The organism is Rhodococcus sp. 2H158, assembly GCF_053764755.1.
On sequence record NZ_JBSNCE010000040.1, the window covers coordinates 1 to 19,545 of the forward strand.

General features: G+C 72.8%; 10 protein-coding genes. 3 read left to right on the forward strand and 7 right to left on the reverse strand.

Annotated features, from left to right (window positions below; translation table 11 throughout):
- Positions 1–43 precede the first annotated feature (43 nt).
- On the forward strand, positions 44–1,693 hold the full coding sequence (nuoN, locus tag ACWPOB_RS26585; RefSeq protein WP_455402655.1) for an NADH-quinone oxidoreductase subunit NuoN: 1,650 nt from the start codon (positions 44–46) through the stop codon (positions 1,691–1,693).
- 26 nt (positions 1,694–1,719) lie between these two features.
- Here the strand turns inward: nuoN and ACWPOB_RS26590 are convergent, their stop codons facing one another.
- Positions 1,720–2,382: an ATP-dependent Clp protease proteolytic subunit gene (locus ACWPOB_RS26590; RefSeq protein ID WP_100057060.1), complete on the reverse strand. Its 663-nt coding sequence runs from the start codon at positions 2,380–2,382 to the stop codon at positions 1,720–1,722.
- A complete protein-coding gene (locus ACWPOB_RS26595) occupies positions 2,379–2,648 on the reverse strand; it encodes a helix-turn-helix domain-containing protein (protein WP_100057061.1) in 270 nt (89 codons plus the stop codon). The genes ACWPOB_RS26590 and ACWPOB_RS26595 overlap by 4 nt, the downstream gene beginning before the upstream one ends.
- Positions 2,649–2,783: 135 nt before the next feature.
- On the opposite strand from ACWPOB_RS26595, the gene ACWPOB_RS26600 reads away from it, so the two are divergent.
- Positions 2,784–3,623, forward strand: a complete 840-nt coding sequence (locus ACWPOB_RS26600) for an alpha/beta fold hydrolase (RefSeq protein ID WP_455402656.1) — start codon at positions 2,784–2,786, stop codon at positions 3,621–3,623.
- A gap of 83 nt (positions 3,624–3,706) precedes the next feature.
- On the opposite strand, the gene ACWPOB_RS26605 is transcribed toward ACWPOB_RS26600, so the two are convergent.
- From ACWPOB_RS26605 to ACWPOB_RS26620, 4 genes are all read right to left on the reverse strand, one after another.
- Positions 3,707–4,351, reverse strand: coding sequence for a chymotrypsin family serine protease (locus ACWPOB_RS26605; RefSeq protein WP_100057062.1), 645 nt, complete (start codon positions 4,349–4,351; stop codon positions 3,707–3,709).
- A gap of 242 nt (positions 4,352–4,593) precedes the next feature.
- Positions 4,594–5,049, reverse strand: a complete 456-nt coding sequence (locus tag ACWPOB_RS26610; protein WP_455402657.1) for a universal stress protein — start codon at positions 5,047–5,049, stop codon at positions 4,594–4,596.
- A 311-nt stretch (positions 5,050–5,360) separates the two neighbouring features.
- A complete protein-coding gene (locus ACWPOB_RS26615) occupies positions 5,361–5,861 on the reverse strand; it encodes a DUF427 domain-containing protein (RefSeq protein WP_100057065.1) in 501 nt (166 codons plus the stop codon).
- Positions 5,862–6,089: 228 nt separating this feature from the next.
- Complete coding sequence (locus ACWPOB_RS26620; RefSeq protein ID WP_455402658.1) at positions 6,090–7,472, reverse strand: aldehyde dehydrogenase family protein; 1,383 nt, start codon at positions 7,470–7,472, stop codon at positions 6,090–6,092.
- Positions 7,473–7,984: 512 nt separating this feature from the next.
- Here ACWPOB_RS26620 and ACWPOB_RS26625 point away from each other — a divergent pair.
- Positions 7,985–18,535, forward strand: a complete 10,551-nt coding sequence (locus ACWPOB_RS26625) for an SDR family NAD(P)-dependent oxidoreductase (RefSeq protein WP_455402659.1) — start codon at positions 7,985–7,987, stop codon at positions 18,533–18,535.
- A 146-nt stretch (positions 18,536–18,681) separates the two neighbouring features.
- On the opposite strand, the gene ACWPOB_RS26630 is transcribed toward ACWPOB_RS26625, so the two are convergent.
- Positions 18,682–19,371 (reverse strand): MBL fold metallo-hydrolase, encoded by a 690-nt coding sequence (locus tag ACWPOB_RS26630; protein WP_100058500.1) that lies wholly within the window; start codon positions 19,369–19,371, stop codon positions 18,682–18,684.
- Positions 19,372–19,545 lie beyond the last annotated feature (174 nt).

Below are 19,545 nucleotides of genomic sequence, written 5' to 3' on the forward strand. Positions count from 1 at the left end.
TGTGCGGCGGGACCGGGCCCGACACTCACGGAGGGACGCACAGGTGACTCTCTCGGACGGCACCACCGTTCTCGCTCAGGCGATTCCGGCCCCCGACCTCGAATACGGCCCGCTCTCTCCCATGCTGATCGTGTTCGGGGTGGCCGTCGCCGCAGTGCTCGTCGAGGCGTTCGTTCCCCGCCGCGGCCGGTACGCGAGCCAGCTGCTGCTCGCGCTCGGCGGTCTCGTGGCCGCGTTCGTGGCCGTCGTCGTACTCGCCGCGGGGCTGGACTTCTCCGCCGAGGCCGCGCCCGGGTACACCGCCGCGGTGGACGCGGTGGCGGTCGACGGGCCGACCCTGTTCCTGCAGGGCACCATCCTGCTCGTCTCGATCCTCGCGGTGCTGCTCGTCGCCGAACGCGGAATCGAGCCGGGCGCCCGGGGCGCCACTCCGGGGGGACCGGGCGCGGCGGTGGCGACGGGCGCCGGCGGTGCCGACGCGTTCGCCCCGCAGGCGTCCGCGGTGCCGGGCAGCGTCGCCGAGCGCGAGGCCGCCGCGGTGGGGATGTCGCAGACCGAGGTTTTCCCGTTGGTGCTGTTCGCGGTCGGGGGGATGCTGCTGTTCCCGGCCTCGAACGACCTGCTCACGATGTTCATCGCGCTCGAGGTTCTGTCGCTGCCCCTGTACCTGCTGTGCGGCCTGGCCCGGCGGCAGCGCCTGCTCTCGCAGGAATCGGCACTGAAGTACTTCCTGCTCGGCGCGTTCTCCTCGGCCTTCTTCCTCTTCGGCGTGGCGCTGCTGTACGGCTACGCGGGCACGGTCCGGTTGGCGGGCATCGCGGACGCCGTCGCCGGCCGCGCGGACGGGGACACGCTGGCATTGATCGGCGCGGCGATGCTCGCGGTGGGCCTGCTGTTCAAGATCGGGGCGGTGCCGTTCCACTCCTGGATCCCCGACGTCTATCAGGGGGCGCCCACACCGATCACCGCCTTCATGGCGGCGGCCACCAAGGTCGCGGCGTTCGGCGCGATGCTGCGGGTGTTCTACGTGGCGCTGCCCGGTCTGCGTGACGACTGGCGTCCCCTGCTGTGGGGCGTCGCGATCCTGACGATGGTGGCGGGATCGGTGCTGGCCGTGACGCAGAACGACGTGAAGCGGATGCTGGCCTACTCGTCGGTCGCCCACGCCGGCTTCATCCTCACCGGCCTGATCGCCGCCGACCGGGCGGGGCTGGCGTCGACGATGTTCTACCTGTTCGCCTACGGCTTCAGCACCCTCGGCGCGTTCGCCGTCGTGACCCTGGTCCGCGACGACCTCGGGGAGGCGACCCACATGTCCCGCTGGGCGGGGCTCGGCCGGCGCTCACCCCTCGTCGGCGCGGTGTTCGCCCTGTTCCTCCTCGCGTTCGCCGGCATCCCGCTCACGAGCGGGTTCGTCAGCAAGTTCGCCGTGTTCGGGGCGGCGGCGGGCGCCGGAGCCGTTCCGCTCGTGATCGTCGGCGTGGTCAGCAGCGCGATCGCGGCGTACTTCTACGTGCGCGTCATCGTGCTGATGTTTTTCGACGAGCCGGACCGCGACGCCCCGACGGTCGTGGTGCCCAGTGTGCTGACAACCGTCGCGGTCGCCGCCGGGGCGGTGGTGACGGTGGCGCTCGGCGTCTTCCCGCAGCCGCTGCTCGATCTGGCGGATCGGGTCGCGGTGTTCCTCGGCTGACCGCCGCGTCACCCGGTGCTCGGCGGTCACGGTGAGTGGGGCGCCCGGTCCCCGCCGATCGCGTCGATCAGGCCGTAGTCACGTGCCTGCTCGGCGGTCAGGATCCGGTGTGCGCGCATGTCCTCCGCGATCTCCTCCACGGGGCGACGGCAGGCGTCCGCGAGGCGTTGCTGCAGCGCCCGCAACTGCTGCCGGTATCGGTCGACCTGCGCGTCGACGGTTGCCGCGGGGCCGTCGCACGTGGTGCGCGGTTCACGCAGATGGAAGGTGGCGTGCGGCGCGGCGGTGCGCCGATCGGCGGCCGCCAGGAGGGCAAGGGCCGCCCCGGTGAGGGTGCCGAGGCAACTCACCCGGGTCGGCACACCCATCAGGTCGAGAGTGTCGAGGAGGGTCGTCGCGGTGTCGAGGTCGGCCTCGACGTCGTGCAGCCACACCTGCACCGGGTCGTCGCCGGAGGCGTCGAGCAGCGCGAGCGTGGCGGCGGCGCGGTTGGCGGCCTCGCGGTCGAGACGTCCTGTCAGCCGGACGATCCGTCGGTCGAACAGTCGCTCGGCGAGCCAATCGGGGCCGGGGGCGACGAGCGACGTGTACTGCGCCGGTGCGGGAGCAGACGGGCGAGGTTCGGGCTGCCAGGGCGGCACCGGCGGCGGGGGCGGGGGCGGGGGAGGGACGGGCGGCCAGATATTCATGTCGTCTCCGGAGGCGTGCGGATCTGCCAGTCGACCGTCTGCCCCACCGCCTGCGCATACCGTTCGAGGGTGGACAGGCGCGGATCGAGATCGCCTCGCTCGAAGCGGGCCACGGCCGACTGGGAGGTGCCCATCCGGGCCGCGATCTCGGTCTGGCTCAGCCCCTGTCGTCGCCGGGCTGCCACCAGCTCGTCCACCAGCGCTCGGCGCCGGTCGGAGAGCAGCTCCAGGCCCGGGAACAACGTTCGGCGAGGCGACGTCGACATATCAGCAATGATATCTCGGCAATGCGATACCGGACAGGGCCGCTGCTGCGGCCCCTTGACACCGGCGGTGCTCGGAACCGATCCTCGACCTCATTCCGAGACGGTCCCGCGTCACGGCTCGAAACGGAGCATGCCATGACAACGCCCCGAGTTCCGGACATGCGACGGTCGTACCTGCGGGTGCGGGACGTCGACCTGTACTGCGAGGACACCGGAGGCGAGGGCGAGCCGATCCTGTTCCTGCACGGGTTCTTCTTCGACGGGAGAATGTACGAGGCGCAGATCGCGGCGCTGCGGGATCGATACCGTTGCCTCACCCTCGACTTCCGCGGGCAGGGCCGGTCCGGGCATGCCCGGACGGGATACCAGCTCGAGCAGCTCACCGCCGACGTGCTCACCGTGATCCGGCGCCTCGACCTCGCCCCGGCACATCTGGTCGGTCTGTCCATGGGCGGTTTCGTCGGCATGCGCATCGGCGCGCGGGAACCGGACCTGTTGCGCTCGCTGACCCTGCTCAACACCGGCGCAACCCCGCATCCGCCCGTCAAGTACCCGCTGCACCTGGCCCTCACGGCCGTGGCCCGGCTCCTCGGGCCGTCACCTGCCCTCGTGCTGCGCGGCATCGAGAAGGAACTCTACGGCGAACCGTTCCGCAGCGAACCCGGCCGGGAGGCCGAGCGTGAGGTGTGGCGCAGGCGATGGGCGACGGCCGATCGGTCGTCCCTGGCGCACACGATGCTCGGCATGATGGTCCGGCCCGACATCCGGGACGAGCTTCCCGGCGTGAGCGTGCCGACGCTGATCGTCGCGGGGCAACTGGACGTCGAGATGCCACCGCGCCTCGCCCGCGAGATGCACGCCCTGATCCCGGACTCACAACTGGTCGAACTCGACGGCGTCGGTCACAGTGCGACGCTGGAAGACCCGGCCCGGGTCACCGGGATCCTGGAGCGCTTCCTCGCCGAGATCGGCTGACCGAGGGAGTACCCCCTCGGATGCGGTCGTGGCTGCCGGTCCGTCCCTCACCCGGGCAACGACATCGTCACGACCTGCGCCCCTTAGATCGGACGGAACCCCGCCCCGGCCCCGCCCCGCGCATCGGCGTCACCGACGACGGCCGTCATGCTCGTGCCGACCTCCGGACCGAGGCAGGCAACGGTGAGATAGCCGTTCACCATGCCGACGAGCGTGGTTCCGACCACCACCGGACCTCCCGAGTCGCCGAGGTCGACGCACGTCTGCGTCCAGGTCTGCCCCGAACCGAACACATCGCCGTAGGCCACCCCGCAGGTATGCCCCGTGGTGCGGCCCTGCTTGCAGACGATGTCCGGGAACTGCGCCGGACCCCCGATCCCCGTGATCGTCGTGTTTCCCACCCGATTCACGGGCACCACCTTCGCCGGGTCGAACACGATCACCGCGTAGTCCAAGTCCGCATCGGTGTAGGCGATCGTGCCGACCACACCGGCGCCCGGATCCGCCTCCGAGGCGACCGTGGAGCCGGCGTTTCCGCAGTGCCCCGCGGTGAATCCGACCAGCCGGCCCCCGGAGTCGGGACCGATCGTGGTGAGGGTGCAGTAGTTCCGGTCGTCCATGACGATGCCGGAGCCGCCGCCGAGGACGGCCGGATCGGCGGCCGCTGCGACACCGGTGCCGGCGAGCAGCGACGCGCCGACGGCGAGAACGAGGATGCCGAGTCTCATGGCGGGTGTCTCCCGAAGGTCGAGCGAACAAGCCGGACACGCGCAGGAACGGGAGGGTCGCGCGTACGATCCACCGCCCTCGGGCGCTGTTTCTCGATCATCCGCCGCACCGGGTGCTGTTCGCAGCATTTTCCGGGACGGGAGAGCGCGGCGGGAGTCGATCCGGGAAGGGGAACGACCGGTCCGGGAGATCGGGGGCGGCCCCGGTGCGACGGGGGATCGGGATCGTCGCCGAGATCGCCTCAGGGCGAGACGGGCGGGGGCGGGGTGTCACCGTGGATGACCAGCACCGGGCAGTGTGCGTGCTCGGCGCATGCGGCGCTGACCGAGCCGAGCAGCAGGCCGCTGAAGCCGCCGTGCCCCCGGCTACCCACCACCAGGAACTGCGCGTCACGGCTCTCGTCGAGCAGGACGCGCGCGGCTCCGCCGCGGCGAACCAGTTCCTGCATGGACACCCCGGGCTCGCGCCCGAGGACGCCGGTGACCGTCTCGTGCAGCATCCCGGACGTTTCCTGCTCCGGATCCCAGTCGGACGGCCAGCCTTCCGCGGCGGCCCAGGGAATCTCCCACGCCGCCACGGCGTCGACCTCGAACCCTGCCGACCGGGCGACGAATCGTGCCCAGCGCAGTGCCCCCTTCGACGGCTCCGAACCGTCCACTCCGACCACGACACGGCCGGTCACTCCGTCGTCGGTCACGACGACTCCTCTCCTGCCCGACACGGTCGGGAACGATCGGAACGGTCTGCGCCGGGATCCTCGACGCAGCCGGCACCACGCGACGGTCGCTCACCGCATCCGGGCGGTACGGCTTCGTGCGGGCCGGCGCGTGATCGCCCGGGAAAACCCTGCCCGTACGCGCCCCAGGGAAGACGGGACTCGACCACCGTGCAGCGGGAGAGCCCTGCACCCGCGCGGTGCGTATCGACATCGGAAGCGATGCCCATCGGCCCAGTCTAGTGCTCTCGCTTGCTCGCAGGCGCGCCTCGGCTCGACGTACTTCGGAGCGGTTACCAGCCCGCCGAGCCGGGGATTCCTTTGAACGGGCCGACGACCGAGCTGGTGATCCAGCCGCCGTAGAACCCGCCCGGTTGCGGGACGACCTCCTCGCCGTCGACGGTGCACCGGTCGACCTGGGCGGCCATCACCGCGACCGCCCCGGCGATCGCCCGGAAGGCGGGGGAGGGATCGCGGTAGGTCCACGCCGCTTTCGGCGCGACCCGCGAATCGGTCACCAGGTCGTAGTAGCTCGCCCTGCCCTTCCACTCGCACCACGACGAGCCCGCCGTCTCCCGCAGCACCCCGTCGGCGAAGGCTTCGGCGGGAAGGTAGTAGGTCGGCGGATGGCTGGTCTCCAGTACCCGCCAGGCGCGCGTGGTCGACGCGATGGTCCGGCCGCCCCATTCCACGGTGATCGAGCCGGCGAAGGTCTCGAGACGGGGCGGGCGGGGGTAGTCCCAGACCGATTCCTGTCCCACAGCGGGTTCGACGGGTTCCGGGCGCCTTGTCACGACGACCTCCTCGTGGTCACCTTCCCAGGGTACGAGGACGACCGAGGCGCCGGGGCTGCCGGGCGGGTGCCGGGCAACCGAGTTGCCACCCCTGCGTCCGTGGGCGACGAGCCAGGACCGCAGCAATACGCGGCTCGCAGGTTCCGAGCCGTCGAGGCCGACCACGACCGGTCGATTCCTCCTCGGCCGTGTCGGTGTCCTCCGCTCCGGAGGGTGTCGGTGGACCGCTCAGAACAGTCGCCGCATGATCTTCAGCGCAGCCTGGGTGTAGGGCGGGTAGTTCATCGCCGGATCCGGACGGAACGGCTTGGCGAGTACCGCCTTGCGGTGACTGAGCGCCTCGAAACCGTAGCGTCCGTGGTATGCCCCCATCCCGCTGGCACCCACGCCCCCGAACGGCAGTTGTGGCGCGAGGACGTGCATGCCGACATGATTGATCACCACGCCACCCGCGCTGATTCGCTGCGTGATCTTCCTCTGGGTGCTCAGCGACTTGGAGAACACGTACGCTGCAAGGGGTTTGGGTCGGGCACCGACGAAGTCGAGGGCTGCGTCGACCGAGTCGACGGTGAGGATCGGCAGGATGGGCCCGAAGATCTCGTCCGTCATGACCGCGTCGTCGGGTGCCGGATCGACGATCACGGTCGGTTCGACGGTGAGAGTGTCACGATCGCACCTGCCGCCGGTGACGATGCGCCCGGTCGTGGACTCCAGATACGCCTCGAGCCGATCGAAGTGACGCTGGTTGACCACCCGCATCCCCGGCTGCGGTTCCTCGCTGCGGAACAGGGCGATCGTGTCGACGATCTTGTCGACGAGCGCGTCGCGGACGGACCGCTCGACCAGTACGTAGTCGGGTGCGATGCAGCTCTGTCCCGAATTCAGGAGTTTGACCCAGGCGATACGCCGCGCGGTGACCTCGAGATCGGCGTCCTCGGCGACGACGACGGGAGACTTGCCACCGAGCTCGAGGATCACCGGCGTGAGCTGCGGGGCGGCGGCGGCCATGATCTTGCGGCCCACCTCGGTGCCGCCGGTGTACAGGGCGAGATCGAAACCCTGCGCGAGCAGACTCTGGGTGAGCTCGGCATCGCCTTCGGCGACCACGACGGCCTCCGGGTCGAGGTATTGCGGAATCAGCCGGGCGAGCAGCGCGGACGTGGCGGGGGCCAGTTCCGACGGTTTGATCACGGCACAGTTCCCGGCGGCCACTGCCGCTACGAGCGGACCGAGCGTCAGATACACCGGGTAGTTCCACGGTGCGATGATCAGGACCACTCCCATCGGCTCGTACTGCACCCAGCCGAGCGCGGGAAACTGGTTGATCGACAAGGGCTTCGGTCGAGGAAGCAGCCAGCGTCGGACCCGCTTGCGGGCGTAGGCGGCTTCGGCCCGGGTGGAAGCGAGGTCGCCGAGCCAGGCTTCGACCGCGTTTCGGCCCAGGTCCTCCTGCAGTGCGGCCGCAATCTCGGCTTCGCGCTCGTCGGCGAGCTTCTCGATGCCGCGGAGCTGGCGGATGCGCCATTCGGCATCGCGCGTGCGTCCGGTCGCGTAGGCATTCCGCAGTCGGGCCAGCAGTTCTGTCGATGTGTCGGTGGAAGTGACGGTCACGTGATCCTCCAGGCGAAAGTCGAGGGTTGATGTGCGGTGCGCTTGTCGCGGCGGAACGGCGAGTGGGCGGACGGCGACACGTGCGGCCGGGGCGAGGTCGTCGACGACAGAACCTCGGGCGCGGGTCGTCGCGATGCGCCGGCGCAAGCGGCACCTGGACGACGGCCCGAGCCCGCGGCGGGTGGCACCGAATCGGGCGGTGCCGCGCCGGCGCTCGGTGCCCTGACATCCGGAGCGATGCCCATCGCCACAGTCTAGGACCCGCTGGTGCCCTGCGGATACGTGTCGGTCGGCCCACGTCAGTGCGCGGCAAGAGCCCGACGAGCAACTCGATCAGAAGGCCGCGGAGGTCGCCGAGCGCTCCGGACGGTATTCGTCCGAGGCGCGCCACAGTCATCTCGCACGCCGCACCGGTCACACTCGCACGAGCAGATCGCTGTGTCCGGGTGGGGGCGGCGGATACCATCGAGTTCTCGGCGCCGGCACGACGGCTCTCGGATTGGAGCTCGATTATGGCCGATGATGCGAAGCTCCTCGACTATCTGAAACGGGTGACCGCAGAGCTCTATCAGGCCCGGGAGAAGCTTCGCGAGGTCGAGGGGGTGAGCCGCGAACCGATCGCCGTCGTCGGGATGGGGTGCCGGTTCCCCGGCGGGGTCCGCTCCCCACAGGATCTGTGGCACCTGGTGGAATCCGGTGCGGAGACCGTCGCCGCATTCCCCGCGGACCGGGGTTGGGAAGCGGCGGACCTCTACGATCCGACGGGCCGGCAGGCCGGCAGGTCGTACACGGTGCAAGGCAGCTTTCTCGACGATGCGGCGGGTTTCGACCCGGAGGTCTTCGGCATCTCGCCTCGCGAAGCACTGGCGATGGACCCGCAGCAGCGACTCCTGCTCGAGACGAGCTGGGAGACCTTCGAGCACGCCGGCATCGATCCGCGGTCCGTGCACGGCAGGCAGATCGGCGTCTTCACCGGTCTGTCCGGGATCGACTACTCGGCACGGGCGGGCGGCGCCCCGCCCGAGGAACTCGCGGGCTACTTCATCACCGGCACCGCGATGAGCGTCGCCTCCGGCCGTGTCGCCTACAGCTTCGGACTGCACGGACCCGCGATCACCGTCGACACGGCGTGTTCGTCGTCCCTGGTGTCCGTCCACCTCGCCATGCAGGCGCTGCGCCACGGCGAGTGCGAACTCGCCCTCGCCGGCGGGGCGACCGTCATGTCGACGCCCGCGGTGTTCGTCGAGTTCAGCCGGCAGCGTGGACTGGCCCGAGACGGGCGCTGCAAGGCGTTCGCCGCCGCGGCCGACGGCACGGCGTGGGGCGAAGGCGCCGCGATCCTCGCGCTGGAACGCCTGTCCGACGCCCAGCGCAACGACCGCCGGATCCTCGCCGTCGTCCGCGGCAGCGCGGTGAACCAGGACGGCGCCAGCAACGGCCTGACCGCCCCGAACAAAAAGGCCCAGGAACGGGTGATCCGGCAGGCCCTGACCGACGCCGGACTCGGCCCAGCCGACGTCGACGCGGTCGAAGCCCACGGCACCGGCACCACGCTGGGCGATCCCATCGAGGCGTCCGCCCTGCTGGCCGGCTACGGCCGCGATCGGCCCCCCGACCGGCCGTTGTGGCTCGGTTCGGTGAAGTCGAACCTCGGGCACACCCAGGCCGCCGCCGGAGTGGCCGGCGTGATCAAGATGATCATGGCGATGCGTCACGGTGTGCTGCCGAAGACGCTGCACGTCGACCGTCCCACCCCCCACGTCGACTGGACCGCCGGATCGGTGTCCCTGCTCACCGAGAACCGGGAATGGCCGGCGACCGGCCGGCCCCGCCGCGCGGCGGTCTCCTCGTTCGGCATCAGCGGCACGAACGCCCACGTCGTGCTGGAACAACCGGTCCCACCGCCGGACGCTGCGCCCCCCGAGGGGACCGACGGCTCGGACGACGTCGTGGCCTGGTTCGTGTCGGGCCACACCGAACCGGCGCTGCGCGCGCAGGCGCACCGGCTGCGGGACTACGTCGCCGGCCACCCCGAGCTGACCCCCGCACAGGTGGCCGGCCCGCTGCTGACCTCCCGCGCGACCTTCCACCACCGCGCCGCCGTGCTCGGCGCCGACCCGCGCGCCCTGCTGTCCGGTCTCGACGCGCTCGGCCGAGGCGCCCCCGACCCCGGTGTGATCACCGGCGTCGCGGTCGAGGCGGGCGACCGGCCGGTGTTCGTCTTTCCCGGGCAGGGCGCGCAGTGGGTCGGCATGGCCACCGCACTGCTGGAGTCCTCCCCGGTGTTCGCCGACAGCCTGCGCGAGTGCGCCGACGCCCTGGCCCCGCACACCGACTTCGCGCTGCTCGACGTGCTCCGCGACCGCGATCCGTCCGCCCTGGACCGGGCCGACGTCGTGCAACCGGCGCTGTTCGCGGTGATGGTCGGGCTTGCGCGGCTGTGGCAGGCACACGGCGTCGAACCAGCGGCCGTGGTCGGACACTCGCAGGGCGAGATCGCCGCCGCCCACGTCGCCGGCGCGCTGACCCTGCCCGACGCGGCGCTCGTCGTCGCGGCCCGCAGCCGCGTGATCACGGAATCGGCCCGGCGCGGCGGTGGCATGGCGTCGGTGGGTCTGCCGGCGGACGCCGTGCGGCAGCAGATCGAACCCTGGACCGGGACCGTCGAGGTGGCGGCGATCAACGGTCCGGCCGCGACGGTCGTGTCCGGCCCCGGCGACGCCCTCGAGGTGCTGGTCGCGCGGTGGCAGGCCGACGGTGTCCAGGCCCGGCGCATCACAGTGGACTACGCCTCCCACTGCGCGGACGTCTCGGTGCTGCGCAAGCCTATTCTCGACGCTCTCGCCCCGATCACCCCGCAGCGTTCGCGGATCCCGTTCTACTCGACGGTGAGCGGGGACGTGATGGACGGCACCGCACTCGACGCCGACTACTGGTACCGGAACCTGCGCCGACCGGTGCGCTTCGAAGACGCGACGAGGTCCCTGGCCCGCGACGGGTATCGGCTGTTCGTCGAGTCGGGCAGCCATCCGGTCCTGACCGTGCCGCTGCAGGAGACCCTGGACGCGGCCGGCGTCGCGGGGCGCGCCCTCGGCACCCTCCGCCGCGACCGGGCGGGCCTGCGCCAGTTCACCACCGCCCTCGCCGAGGCACACGTGTCCGGGGCGCACATCGAGTGGGGCCGGGTCGGGTGGGCTCGCCGCGCCGGTCACCGGCAATGGGTGGACCTGCCCACATATGCCTTCCAGCATCGCCGCTACTGGCTGGACGGGCGCGCGCCGCACCGTGATGCCGCCGCAGCCGGCATGGACGCCGGGGACCACCCGATGCTCGCCGCCTCCGTGGAACTCGGCGACGGTCGCGGCGCGGTGTTCACGGGCGTGCTCTCGCCGCACCGGCTGCCGTGGCTGAACGAACACGCCGTGGACGGCACCGTCGTGCTGCCCGGCACGGCGTTCGTCGAACTCGCCCTGCACGCCGGGCACCGCGCCGGCTGCAGCCGCCTCGCGGAACTCACCCTCGAGACACCCGCGACGATTCCCACCGGTGGGGAGCTCGCGGTGCAGGTCGCCGTCCTTACCGCCGACGACGCCGGGCACCGCACGGTGTCGGTGCACTCCCGCCCGGCGGACGCCCCGGCGCAGACCCCGTGGACCCGGCACGCCGTCGGCACCCTCACGGGCGCGGTGCACACCGCGCCCGTTCCGATCCGGCCGTGGCCACCGGCCGAGGCGACGCCGATCGACGTGAGCGGCCTGTACGACGCGCTCGACGAGACCGGATACGGGTACGGGCCGGTCTTCCGGGGCCTGCGCGCGGCGTGGCGCCGCGGTGACGACCTGTACGGGGAGGTGCGCCTGGGGGGAGAGGACCCCGCCGCGACGGTCGCCGGGTACGGGATCCATCCGGCGGTGTTCGACGCGGCGCTGCACCTGATCGCGTTCGCCGCCGCGGTCGGCGCCCGCGACCTGCGGCTGCCGTTCGCCTGGGACGACGTGCAGCTGCACGCCGTCGGTGCCACCGCTCTGCGTGTGCACATCGCCCCGGCCGGACCCGAACGGTACCGGGTGGCCGCGTACGACACCGCCGGCAATCGCGTGCTGACCGCGCAGTCGCTGGCGCTGCGGCCGTTCGCCGGTCCGCGCACGCCGGCCGCCGCGACCGGCACCGGCCTCTACCGCGTGGAGTGGATCCCGGTCGCGGCCGGCGCCGCGCCGACGGCGGATCTCGCCCCGCTCGGGGAGGCGCTCACCGGCGGCGATCCCGCCGGCCGCACCCTGCTGCTGGCCGGGGCACCGGGCGACGAACCCGACGTGCCGACGCGCGCGCACGCCGCCGCGGAGGCGGCGTTGCGGGCGGTACAGGCCTGGCTCGCCGACGACCGCCTCGCCGAGACCCGACTGCTGGTGACGACGCGCCGCGCCGTGACGGTCGCCGACGACGAACCGATCGACGTCTGCGCCGCGCCCGTGTGGGGGCTGATCGGTGCGGTGCAGAACGAACACCCGGACCGGATCACCCTGGTGGACCTGGACCGGCTGCCCGGTGACCTTCCCGATCCCGGCGTGCTGTCCGCGGCCCTGGCCTGCACCGAACCACAACTGGCGGTCCGCGCCGGGACACTCCTCGCGCCCATGCTCGCGCCGGCGGCGCCCACCACCGACGCGCCGCACGCGGATCCGGTGCCGTTCGGCCCCGACGGCACCGTCGTCGTCACCGGCGGCACCGGCACCATCGGCCGGCTCGTCGCCCGTCACCTCGTGCGGCGGTACGGGGTGCGCCGGCTCGTGCTGACCGGCCGACACACGGTCCGCGCCGAGCGGGCGGCGGAACTACGCGCCGAGTTCGCCGACGCGGGCGCCGAGATCCGCGCCGTGGCCTGCGACGTGGCCGATCGAGCCGCGGTGGCGGCCCTGCTCGACGCCGTCCCCGACCTGTCGGGTGTCGTCCACGCCGCCGGGGTGCTCGACGACGCCACCGCCGCCACCTTGACTCCGGACCAGCTGCACGCCGTCCTGCGCCCCAAGGTGGACGGTGCCTGGCATCTGCACGAGCTCACGCGCGATCGCGGTCTCGCGGCGTTCGTGCTGTTCTCCTCCGCGGCGGGTGTGCTCGGCGGCGTCGGCCAGGCGAACTACGCGGCGGCCAACGTCTTCCTCGACGCGCTCGCGCAGCACCGCCGCGCCGAGGGACTGCCGGGACTGTCCCTGGCCTGGGGACTGTGGGACCGACCCAGCGCGATGACCGCCCATCTGAATGCGGCCGATCTGGATCGGTTGCAGCGCACCGGCATAGACACCCTCACCCCGGAAGCGGGGCTGGCCCTGTTCGATGCGGCACTCGCCGCGAACCGTGCGTTGACGGTGCCGATACGGCTCTCGGCGCCCTCCCGCCGGTCCGACGGCGAGGCCCTTCCCCCGATCCTGCGCCGAGTGCTCGGCCCGTCCCGTCGGCGCGCCGCGGCCGTCCCGTCGGCCCCCGGCGTCGCCGACGAGCTGCGCGCGCTCGACCCCGCCGGGCGGCACGCCCGGGTCCTCGAGATCGTCACCACGCACGTCGCGGCGGTGCTCGGCCACGACGGGAAGGAGGCCATCGATCCGGAGCGTGCCTTCAAGCAACTCGGCTTCGACTCGCTCACCGCGGTGCAGCTACGCAACCAGCTGACGACGGCCACCGGGGTGCGGCTGGCCGCGACGGTGGTGTTCGACCACCCCACCGCGGACGCGCTCGCCCGCGAGATCGCGGCCCGGCTGCTCGGCCCCGAGGACGACCCGCACCCGGCCCCCACGGCGCGCCGGCACCGCGACGACGACCCGATCGCGATCGTGGGAATGGCCTGCCGATACCCCGGTCGGGTCTCCTGCCCGGACGAGCTGTGGCGCCTCGTCCGCGACGGCCGCGACGCGGTGGGCGCGTACCCCGACAACCGCGGCTGGAACCTCGACGAGGTGTACGACCCGGATCCCGAGCGCAGCGGCACGACCTACATGCGGGCCGGCGGCTTCCTCCACGACGCCGACCGGTTCGACGCCGCGTTCTTCGGGATCAGCCCCCGCGAGGCCGTCGCGATGGACCCGCAACACCGACTGCTGCTCGAAAGCGCCTGGGAAGCACTGGAACACGCGGGAATCCCGCCGAACTCACCCGGCCTCACCGACACCGGCGTGTACGTCGGAATGATGGGCGGCGACTACGGATTCCACCTCATGACCCGGCGACACACCGACGCCGAGGGCTACCTCATGACGGGCACCAGCAACAGCGTCGCTTCCGGCCGGATCGCCTACTCGCTCGGCTTCACCGGTCCCGCGGTCACCGTCGACACCGCGTGTTCGTCGTCGTTGGTGGCGCTGCACCTCGCGGCACGGGCACTGCGCGACGGCGAATGCACCCTCGCGCTGGCCGGCGGGGCGACGGTGATGGCGACCCCCGGCGTGCTGATCGAGTTCAGCCGCCAACGCGGACTCGCCCCGGACGGGCGGTGCAAACCGTTCTCCGATCGAGCGGACGGCACCGGGCTCAGCGAGGGCGCGGGCATGGTCGTGCTCGAGCGGCTGAGCGACGCCCAGCGCCACGGCCACCGGGTGCTGGCACTGATCCGCGGCTCCGCGGTCAACCAGGACGGCGCCTCCAACGGCCTGACCGCCCCGAACGGCCCGTCGCAGGAACGGGTGATCCGGCAGGCGCTGGCCGACGCCGCCCTCGACCCCGCCGACATCGACGCGGTGGAGGCCCACGGCACCGGCACGACACTCGGCGACCCGATCGAGGCCCAGGCGTTGCTCGCCACCTACGGGCAGCAACGCGACGGCCGGCCGCTGTGGCTGGGGTCGGTCAAGTCGAACATCGGCCACTCCCAGGCGGCGGCCGGGGTGGCCGGCGTGATCAAGATGGTGATGGCGATGCGGCACGGCGTGCTGCCGCCGAGCCTGCACAGCGACGCCCCGACCCGGCACGTCGACTGGACCGCCGGCGAGGTCGCCCTGCTCGCCGACCCGGTGGCGTGGCCGCAGACCGGACGACCCCGCCGCGCCGGCGTCTCCTCGTTCGGCATCAGCGGCACCAACGCCCACCTGATCCTCGAGCAGCCCCCCGACGTCGCCGCCCCACCGGCCCCGCCACGGCCGGCGTCGCCCCTGGTGTGGGTGCTCTCCGCCAAGACCGACGAGGCGCTGCGCGCGCAGGCCGCCCGGCTGACCGACATCCTCGACACGCAGTCCCCGCCGGATCCCGCCGACCTCGCCTACTCGCTGGCCACCACCCGGTCCGGCTTCACGCACCGCGCCGCCGTCACCGGCGAGACGCTCGCCGACCTGCGCGACGGCCTGACCCGCCTCGTCGAGGGACGCGCAGGCGGCAACGCCGTCACCGGGACGAGCACCCGCGGGCGGACGGCGTTCATGTTCACCGGCCAGGGCGCGCAGCGGATCGGAATGGGCCGCGGCCTCTACGACACCTACCCGGTGTTCGCCCGCGCCCTGGACGAGACCTGCGCCGCGCTCGACGAACACGTCGACACCCCCGTACGGCAGGTGCTCTGGGGCGACGCGGACGACGCCGCCGCGAAACTCGACCGCACCGAGTACACCCAGCCGGCCCTGTTCGCCGTCGAGGTCGCCCTCTACCGACTACTGCGGGACTGGGGCCTCACACCCGACTACCTGATCGGGCATTCGATCGGAGAACTCGCCGCGGCCCACGTCGCGGGCGTGTTCAGCCTGCCCGACGCCGCCGCCCTGGTGGCCGCGCGCGGACGACTGATGCAGGCCACCGCCCCCGGGGCGATGATCGCCGTCCGGGCACGCCCGGAGGACATCCGGTCGCGGATCGACGGCCGAGTCGACCTCGCCGCGGTCAACGGCGCCGAATCCGTGGTGCTCGCGGGGGCCGCAACCGACGTGCACACCGTCGCCGCCGAACTGTCCACCGCAGGGATCCCGGTCACCCCGCTGCACGTCGAACGCGCATTCCACTCGGCGCTGATGGACCCCGTCCTCGACGAGTTCACCACCGTCGTGTCGCGGCCGGCGGCGCAGCCGCCGACGATCCCCGTCGTCTCCACCCTCACCGGGCGCGTCGCCACGGCCGAGGAACTGACGTCACCGCAGTACTGGCGCCGGCACCTCCGCCGCGCCGTGTGCTTCCACGACGGCATGCGCACCCTCGTCGAACTCGGCGTCACCCGCTGCGTCGAGATCGGACCCGGCGCGGCCCTGGCCGCCCACGCCGCCGAGGTCGTCCCGCACCCGATCGCCGCGCTGCCCGGGCGTGGGGACGACGCCCGGGGGTTCGTCGAGGCGGTCGCCGCCGCGTCCGTGCAGGGCCTGACGATCGACTGGGATCGGGTGCTGCCCGGCCGCCGCCCGGTGGACCTGCCCACGTACGCCTTCCGGCGCCGCTCCTTCTGGCCGTCGGCGCCCGCACGCGCCAGCGGTGATCCGACGGAGTTGGGGTTGAGCCCGGCGGAGCATCCGCTGCTCGGCGCGGCCGTGACCCTCGACGACGACACCACCGTGTTCACCGGCGCGCTGTCCCGGCACCGGGATTCGTCGCTCACGGCGCCGCAGCCCGACGACGGCGCTCCACCGACCGACGCCCCGCAGACGCTGGTACCGGCCGTCCTGGTCGAGCTGACCCTGCACGCCGCCCACCACGTCGGGTGCGACCGCATCGCCGCTCTCACGCTGCACCACCCCCTGCTCCTGCCGGCCGCGGGGCTGCTGCCGATCCGGGTGCTGGTGTCGCCGGCCGGCGACGACGGCGCGCGCACCGTCACCGTCTCGTCGAACATCGGACCGGCCGACGGCCCCTGGGTGCGGAACGCGTCGGCGACCGTCGACGACGTGCGCGCCGGACAACCGGGTCGACTCCCGGACGACACCGCGACCGAGGTGCGCCTCGACGACGACCTCGACCCGAGCGGCTTCGGCATCCATCCGCAACTGCTGCAGGCGGCGCTCGACCCCGTCCTCGGCCCGGACGACTGGCCGCTGACCTGGTCGGGAACCCGGCTGCACCGCACCGGTGCGCGGGCGGTGTCGGTGCGGTTCGGGACGGGCGAGGACGGGCCGCATCGCGTCGTCGCCGCCGATGCCGACGGCGCGCCGGTGCTGACCGTCGAGGCGCTGCACGTGGTGCCCCGGGCGGACGACGGGCACGGCGCGGGCCCGTCCGGCGCGCGGCGGCTGCACCGGCTGGCCTGGACCCGAATCGACGACGTCCCGTCCGCGCCGCCGCCCGGGCCGCTGGTCGTGCTCGGCGACGCGGATCTGGGCTCGAGCTTCCCGCGGTGTCCCGACGCGGCGGCGCTGCGCACCGCGAGGGCAGCCACGCCCGACGACGGGCGGCCCTGGACGGTGCTGGTGGGATGCGGCACCGACGGCGACCCGGGGCCGGAGGCGACCCACCGCCTGTGCGCCCGGACGCTGCGACTGCTGCAGGACTGGCTCGACGACGCCGAGTTCGCCGACAGCGTGCTGGTGGTCGTCACCCGCAACGCGGCGGCCACCGGCGAGGCGGCCGACGGGCACGACGTCGACCTCGCGGCTGCGGCCGTGTGGGGTCTGGTGGGCTCCGCGCAGAACGAGAACCCGGGCCGGTTCGTGCTGCTCGACCTCGACCGGGAGACGGACGTCGACGCGGCGGTCACGTCGGCCGTGGCCAGCGGGGAACCGCAGGTCGCGATCCGGGACCGGGCGGTGCTCGTGCCCCGACTGCGGCGCATGCCGGCCGTCGAGCGGTCCGGACCGCTGTTCGATCCCCGCGGCACCGTGCTCGTCACCGGCGGCACCGGCACGCTGGGAACGTCGGTGGCGCGCCACCTCGTCGGCGCACACGGGGCGCGGCACCTGGTGCTGACGAGCCGGCGCGGACCCGACGCCGAGGGAAGTGACCGGCTGTGCCGCGAACTACGCGGTGCGGGCGCCGAGGTGACCGTCGTCGCCTGCGACACCGCCGACGAGGCGGCACTGGCGGGGCTGTTGGCCCGGATCCCCGCCGAGCACCCCCTGACCGCGGTGATCCACGCGGCCGGTGTCCTCGACGACGCCACTCTCACCTCGCTCACTCCCGACCGGCTCGACGCGGTGCTGCGGCCGAAAGTGGACGCGGCCTGGCACCTGCACCGCCTGACCGCCCGGGTCCACGCCTTCGTGCTGTTCTCGTCGCTCTCCGGGGTCCTCGGCGCGCCCGGGCAGGCGAACTACGCGGCGGCGAACCGGTTCCTCGACGCCCTCGCCCAGCACCGGCGAGCCCAGGGCCTGCCCGCGGTGTCGATCGCGTGGGGAATGTGGGCACCGCCGAGCGCCATGACCGGCAGGCTCGGCGCGCGGGATCGCGCGCGGGCTCGCCGCAGCGGGCTGGTTCCGATGAGTGAGGCCGACGCCCTGGACCTGTTCGACAGTGCCGCGGCCGGCGACGTCCCCGCGGTGGTGGGAGCCCGGCTCGAGCACCCCGATCCGGCCGGGCCGTCCGTTCCCGCCCCGCTGCGCGGACTCGTGCGGCAGTCGCGGCCCCGCGCGGCGGGATCGGGGTCGGCCGTGTCCGGACCGAACGGCTCAGGGCCGTCCGAGTGGGCGCAGCGGCTCACCGAGCGGTCGGTGCCGGAACAGCGGCACCTCGTGCTGGAGCTGGTGCGAGCCGGCGCTGCCGCAGTCCTGGGCCACGATGCGTCGGACTCGGTCGATCCCGACCAGGCGTTCAAGGAACTCGGCTTCGACTCGCTCGCCGCGGTCGCCCTGCGCAACCATCTCGGTGCCGAGACCGGTCTGCGGTTGCCGCCGACGGTGGTGTTCGATCACCCCAGTCCCCGGGCCATCGCCGAGTTCCTGCGCGCCGAGCTGGTCCCGGATCCGGTGTCGGTGGCCGTCGCCGGGATCGACCGCCTGCGGGCGGCCGTCGCCGAACTCGGCGCCGACGACGAGGCACGCGCGGCGGTCGCGCGGCGGCTCGAAGCCCTGCTGGCCGACCTCGAGGGAGCCGAGCGCGGCCGCGCCGACACGGTCGGCAGGATTCACGCCGCGACCGATGACGAGATCCTCGACATCATCGACCGGGGTCTGTGAGCCGGCGAGCGGTCTCCGAGTGACCGCCGAGGAAGTGGTCTGCGCAACAAGCACCGGCCCTTCCGGCCCTCCGGTCACGGAGCCGCCACCGTCGCGGCTGCGCGAATGCGCTGCCGCAGAACGCAGACCTCCCGCAGCCCACCCGGTCACCAACCCCGTTCGCGCCACTCCCCGAGATGGGGACGTTCCGCGCCGAGCGTGGTGTCCTTGCCGTGGCCGGGGTAGATCACCGTGTCGTCGCCGAAGCGGCCGAACAGCTTGGTGTCGACGTCGTCGTACAGCGAGGTGAACTTCTCGGCGTCCGCGGTCTTGCCCAGGCCCCCGGGGAAGAGGGAGTCGCCGGTGAAGATGTGGCGCCGGCCGGTGCCGGCCTCGGTGAGGACCAGGGCGATCGACCCCGGCGTGTGCCCGGACAGGTGGATCACCTCGAGGCTGAGCTCGCCGACGTGCACGGTGTCGCCCTCCATGAGCAGCCGATCGGGCCTCACCGGGAGCGGTTCGGCGTCGAGCGGATGCGCGGCAGTGGGGACGCCGGTCGAGGCGGCGACCGCTTCGAGGCCCTGCCAGTGATCCCAGTGCTGGTGCGTCGTGACGATCAGCTCGAGTTTCGGGGCGTGCTCGGCGAGGAACCGGGTGAGCAACGCCGGTTCGTTCGCGGCGTCGAGGAACACCGACTTGCCGGTTGCGGAATCCGTGACCAGGTACGTGTTGTTGTCCATCTGTCCGACGGACAACTTGACGATGGTCGCGCCGGGCACGGTGCGGCGCTGCGCGGGACCGCCGGGGGTGACCTCACCGGTGTAGTCGTCGTCGATGACCAAGGGCTGCTGCGACATGTGAGGCACGTTACCGCCGTGGCGGGGCGCCCGCGTACGCGACCGTCGGGAACCGGAACGTGTCGGTGGGCGCGCCTACCATGGTCCAGGGCCGAGTTGCGCGACGTGACGTCGGTGAATCGAGATGCGACCGGATCCGACCGCCCACCGGCGGGGATCCGACGAGGAGGGACG

Excerpts from the sequence above, each read along its gene's own strand:
- ACWPOB_RS26590 (WP_100057060.1), bottom strand. The coding sequence starts at position 2,382 with ATGAATATCTGGCCGCCCGTCCCTCCCCCGCCCCCGCCCCCGCCGCCG.
- ACWPOB_RS26595 (WP_100057061.1), bottom strand. The coding sequence starts at position 2,648 with ATGTCGACGTCGCCTCGCCGAACGTTGTTCCCGGGCCTGGAGCTGCTC.
- ACWPOB_RS26600 (WP_455402656.1), top strand. The coding sequence starts at position 2,784 with ATGACAACGCCCCGAGTTCCGGACATGCGACGGTCGTACCTGCGGGTG.
- ACWPOB_RS26605 (WP_100057062.1), bottom strand. The coding sequence starts at position 4,351 with ATGAGACTCGGCATCCTCGTTCTCGCCGTCGGCGCGTCGCTGCTCGCC.
- ACWPOB_RS26625 (WP_455402659.1), top strand. The coding sequence starts at position 7,985 with ATGGCCGATGATGCGAAGCTCCTCGACTATCTGAAACGGGTGACCGCA.
- ACWPOB_RS26630 (WP_100058500.1), bottom strand. The coding sequence starts at position 19,371 with ATGTCGCAGCAGCCCTTGGTCATCGACGACGACTACACCGGTGAGGTC.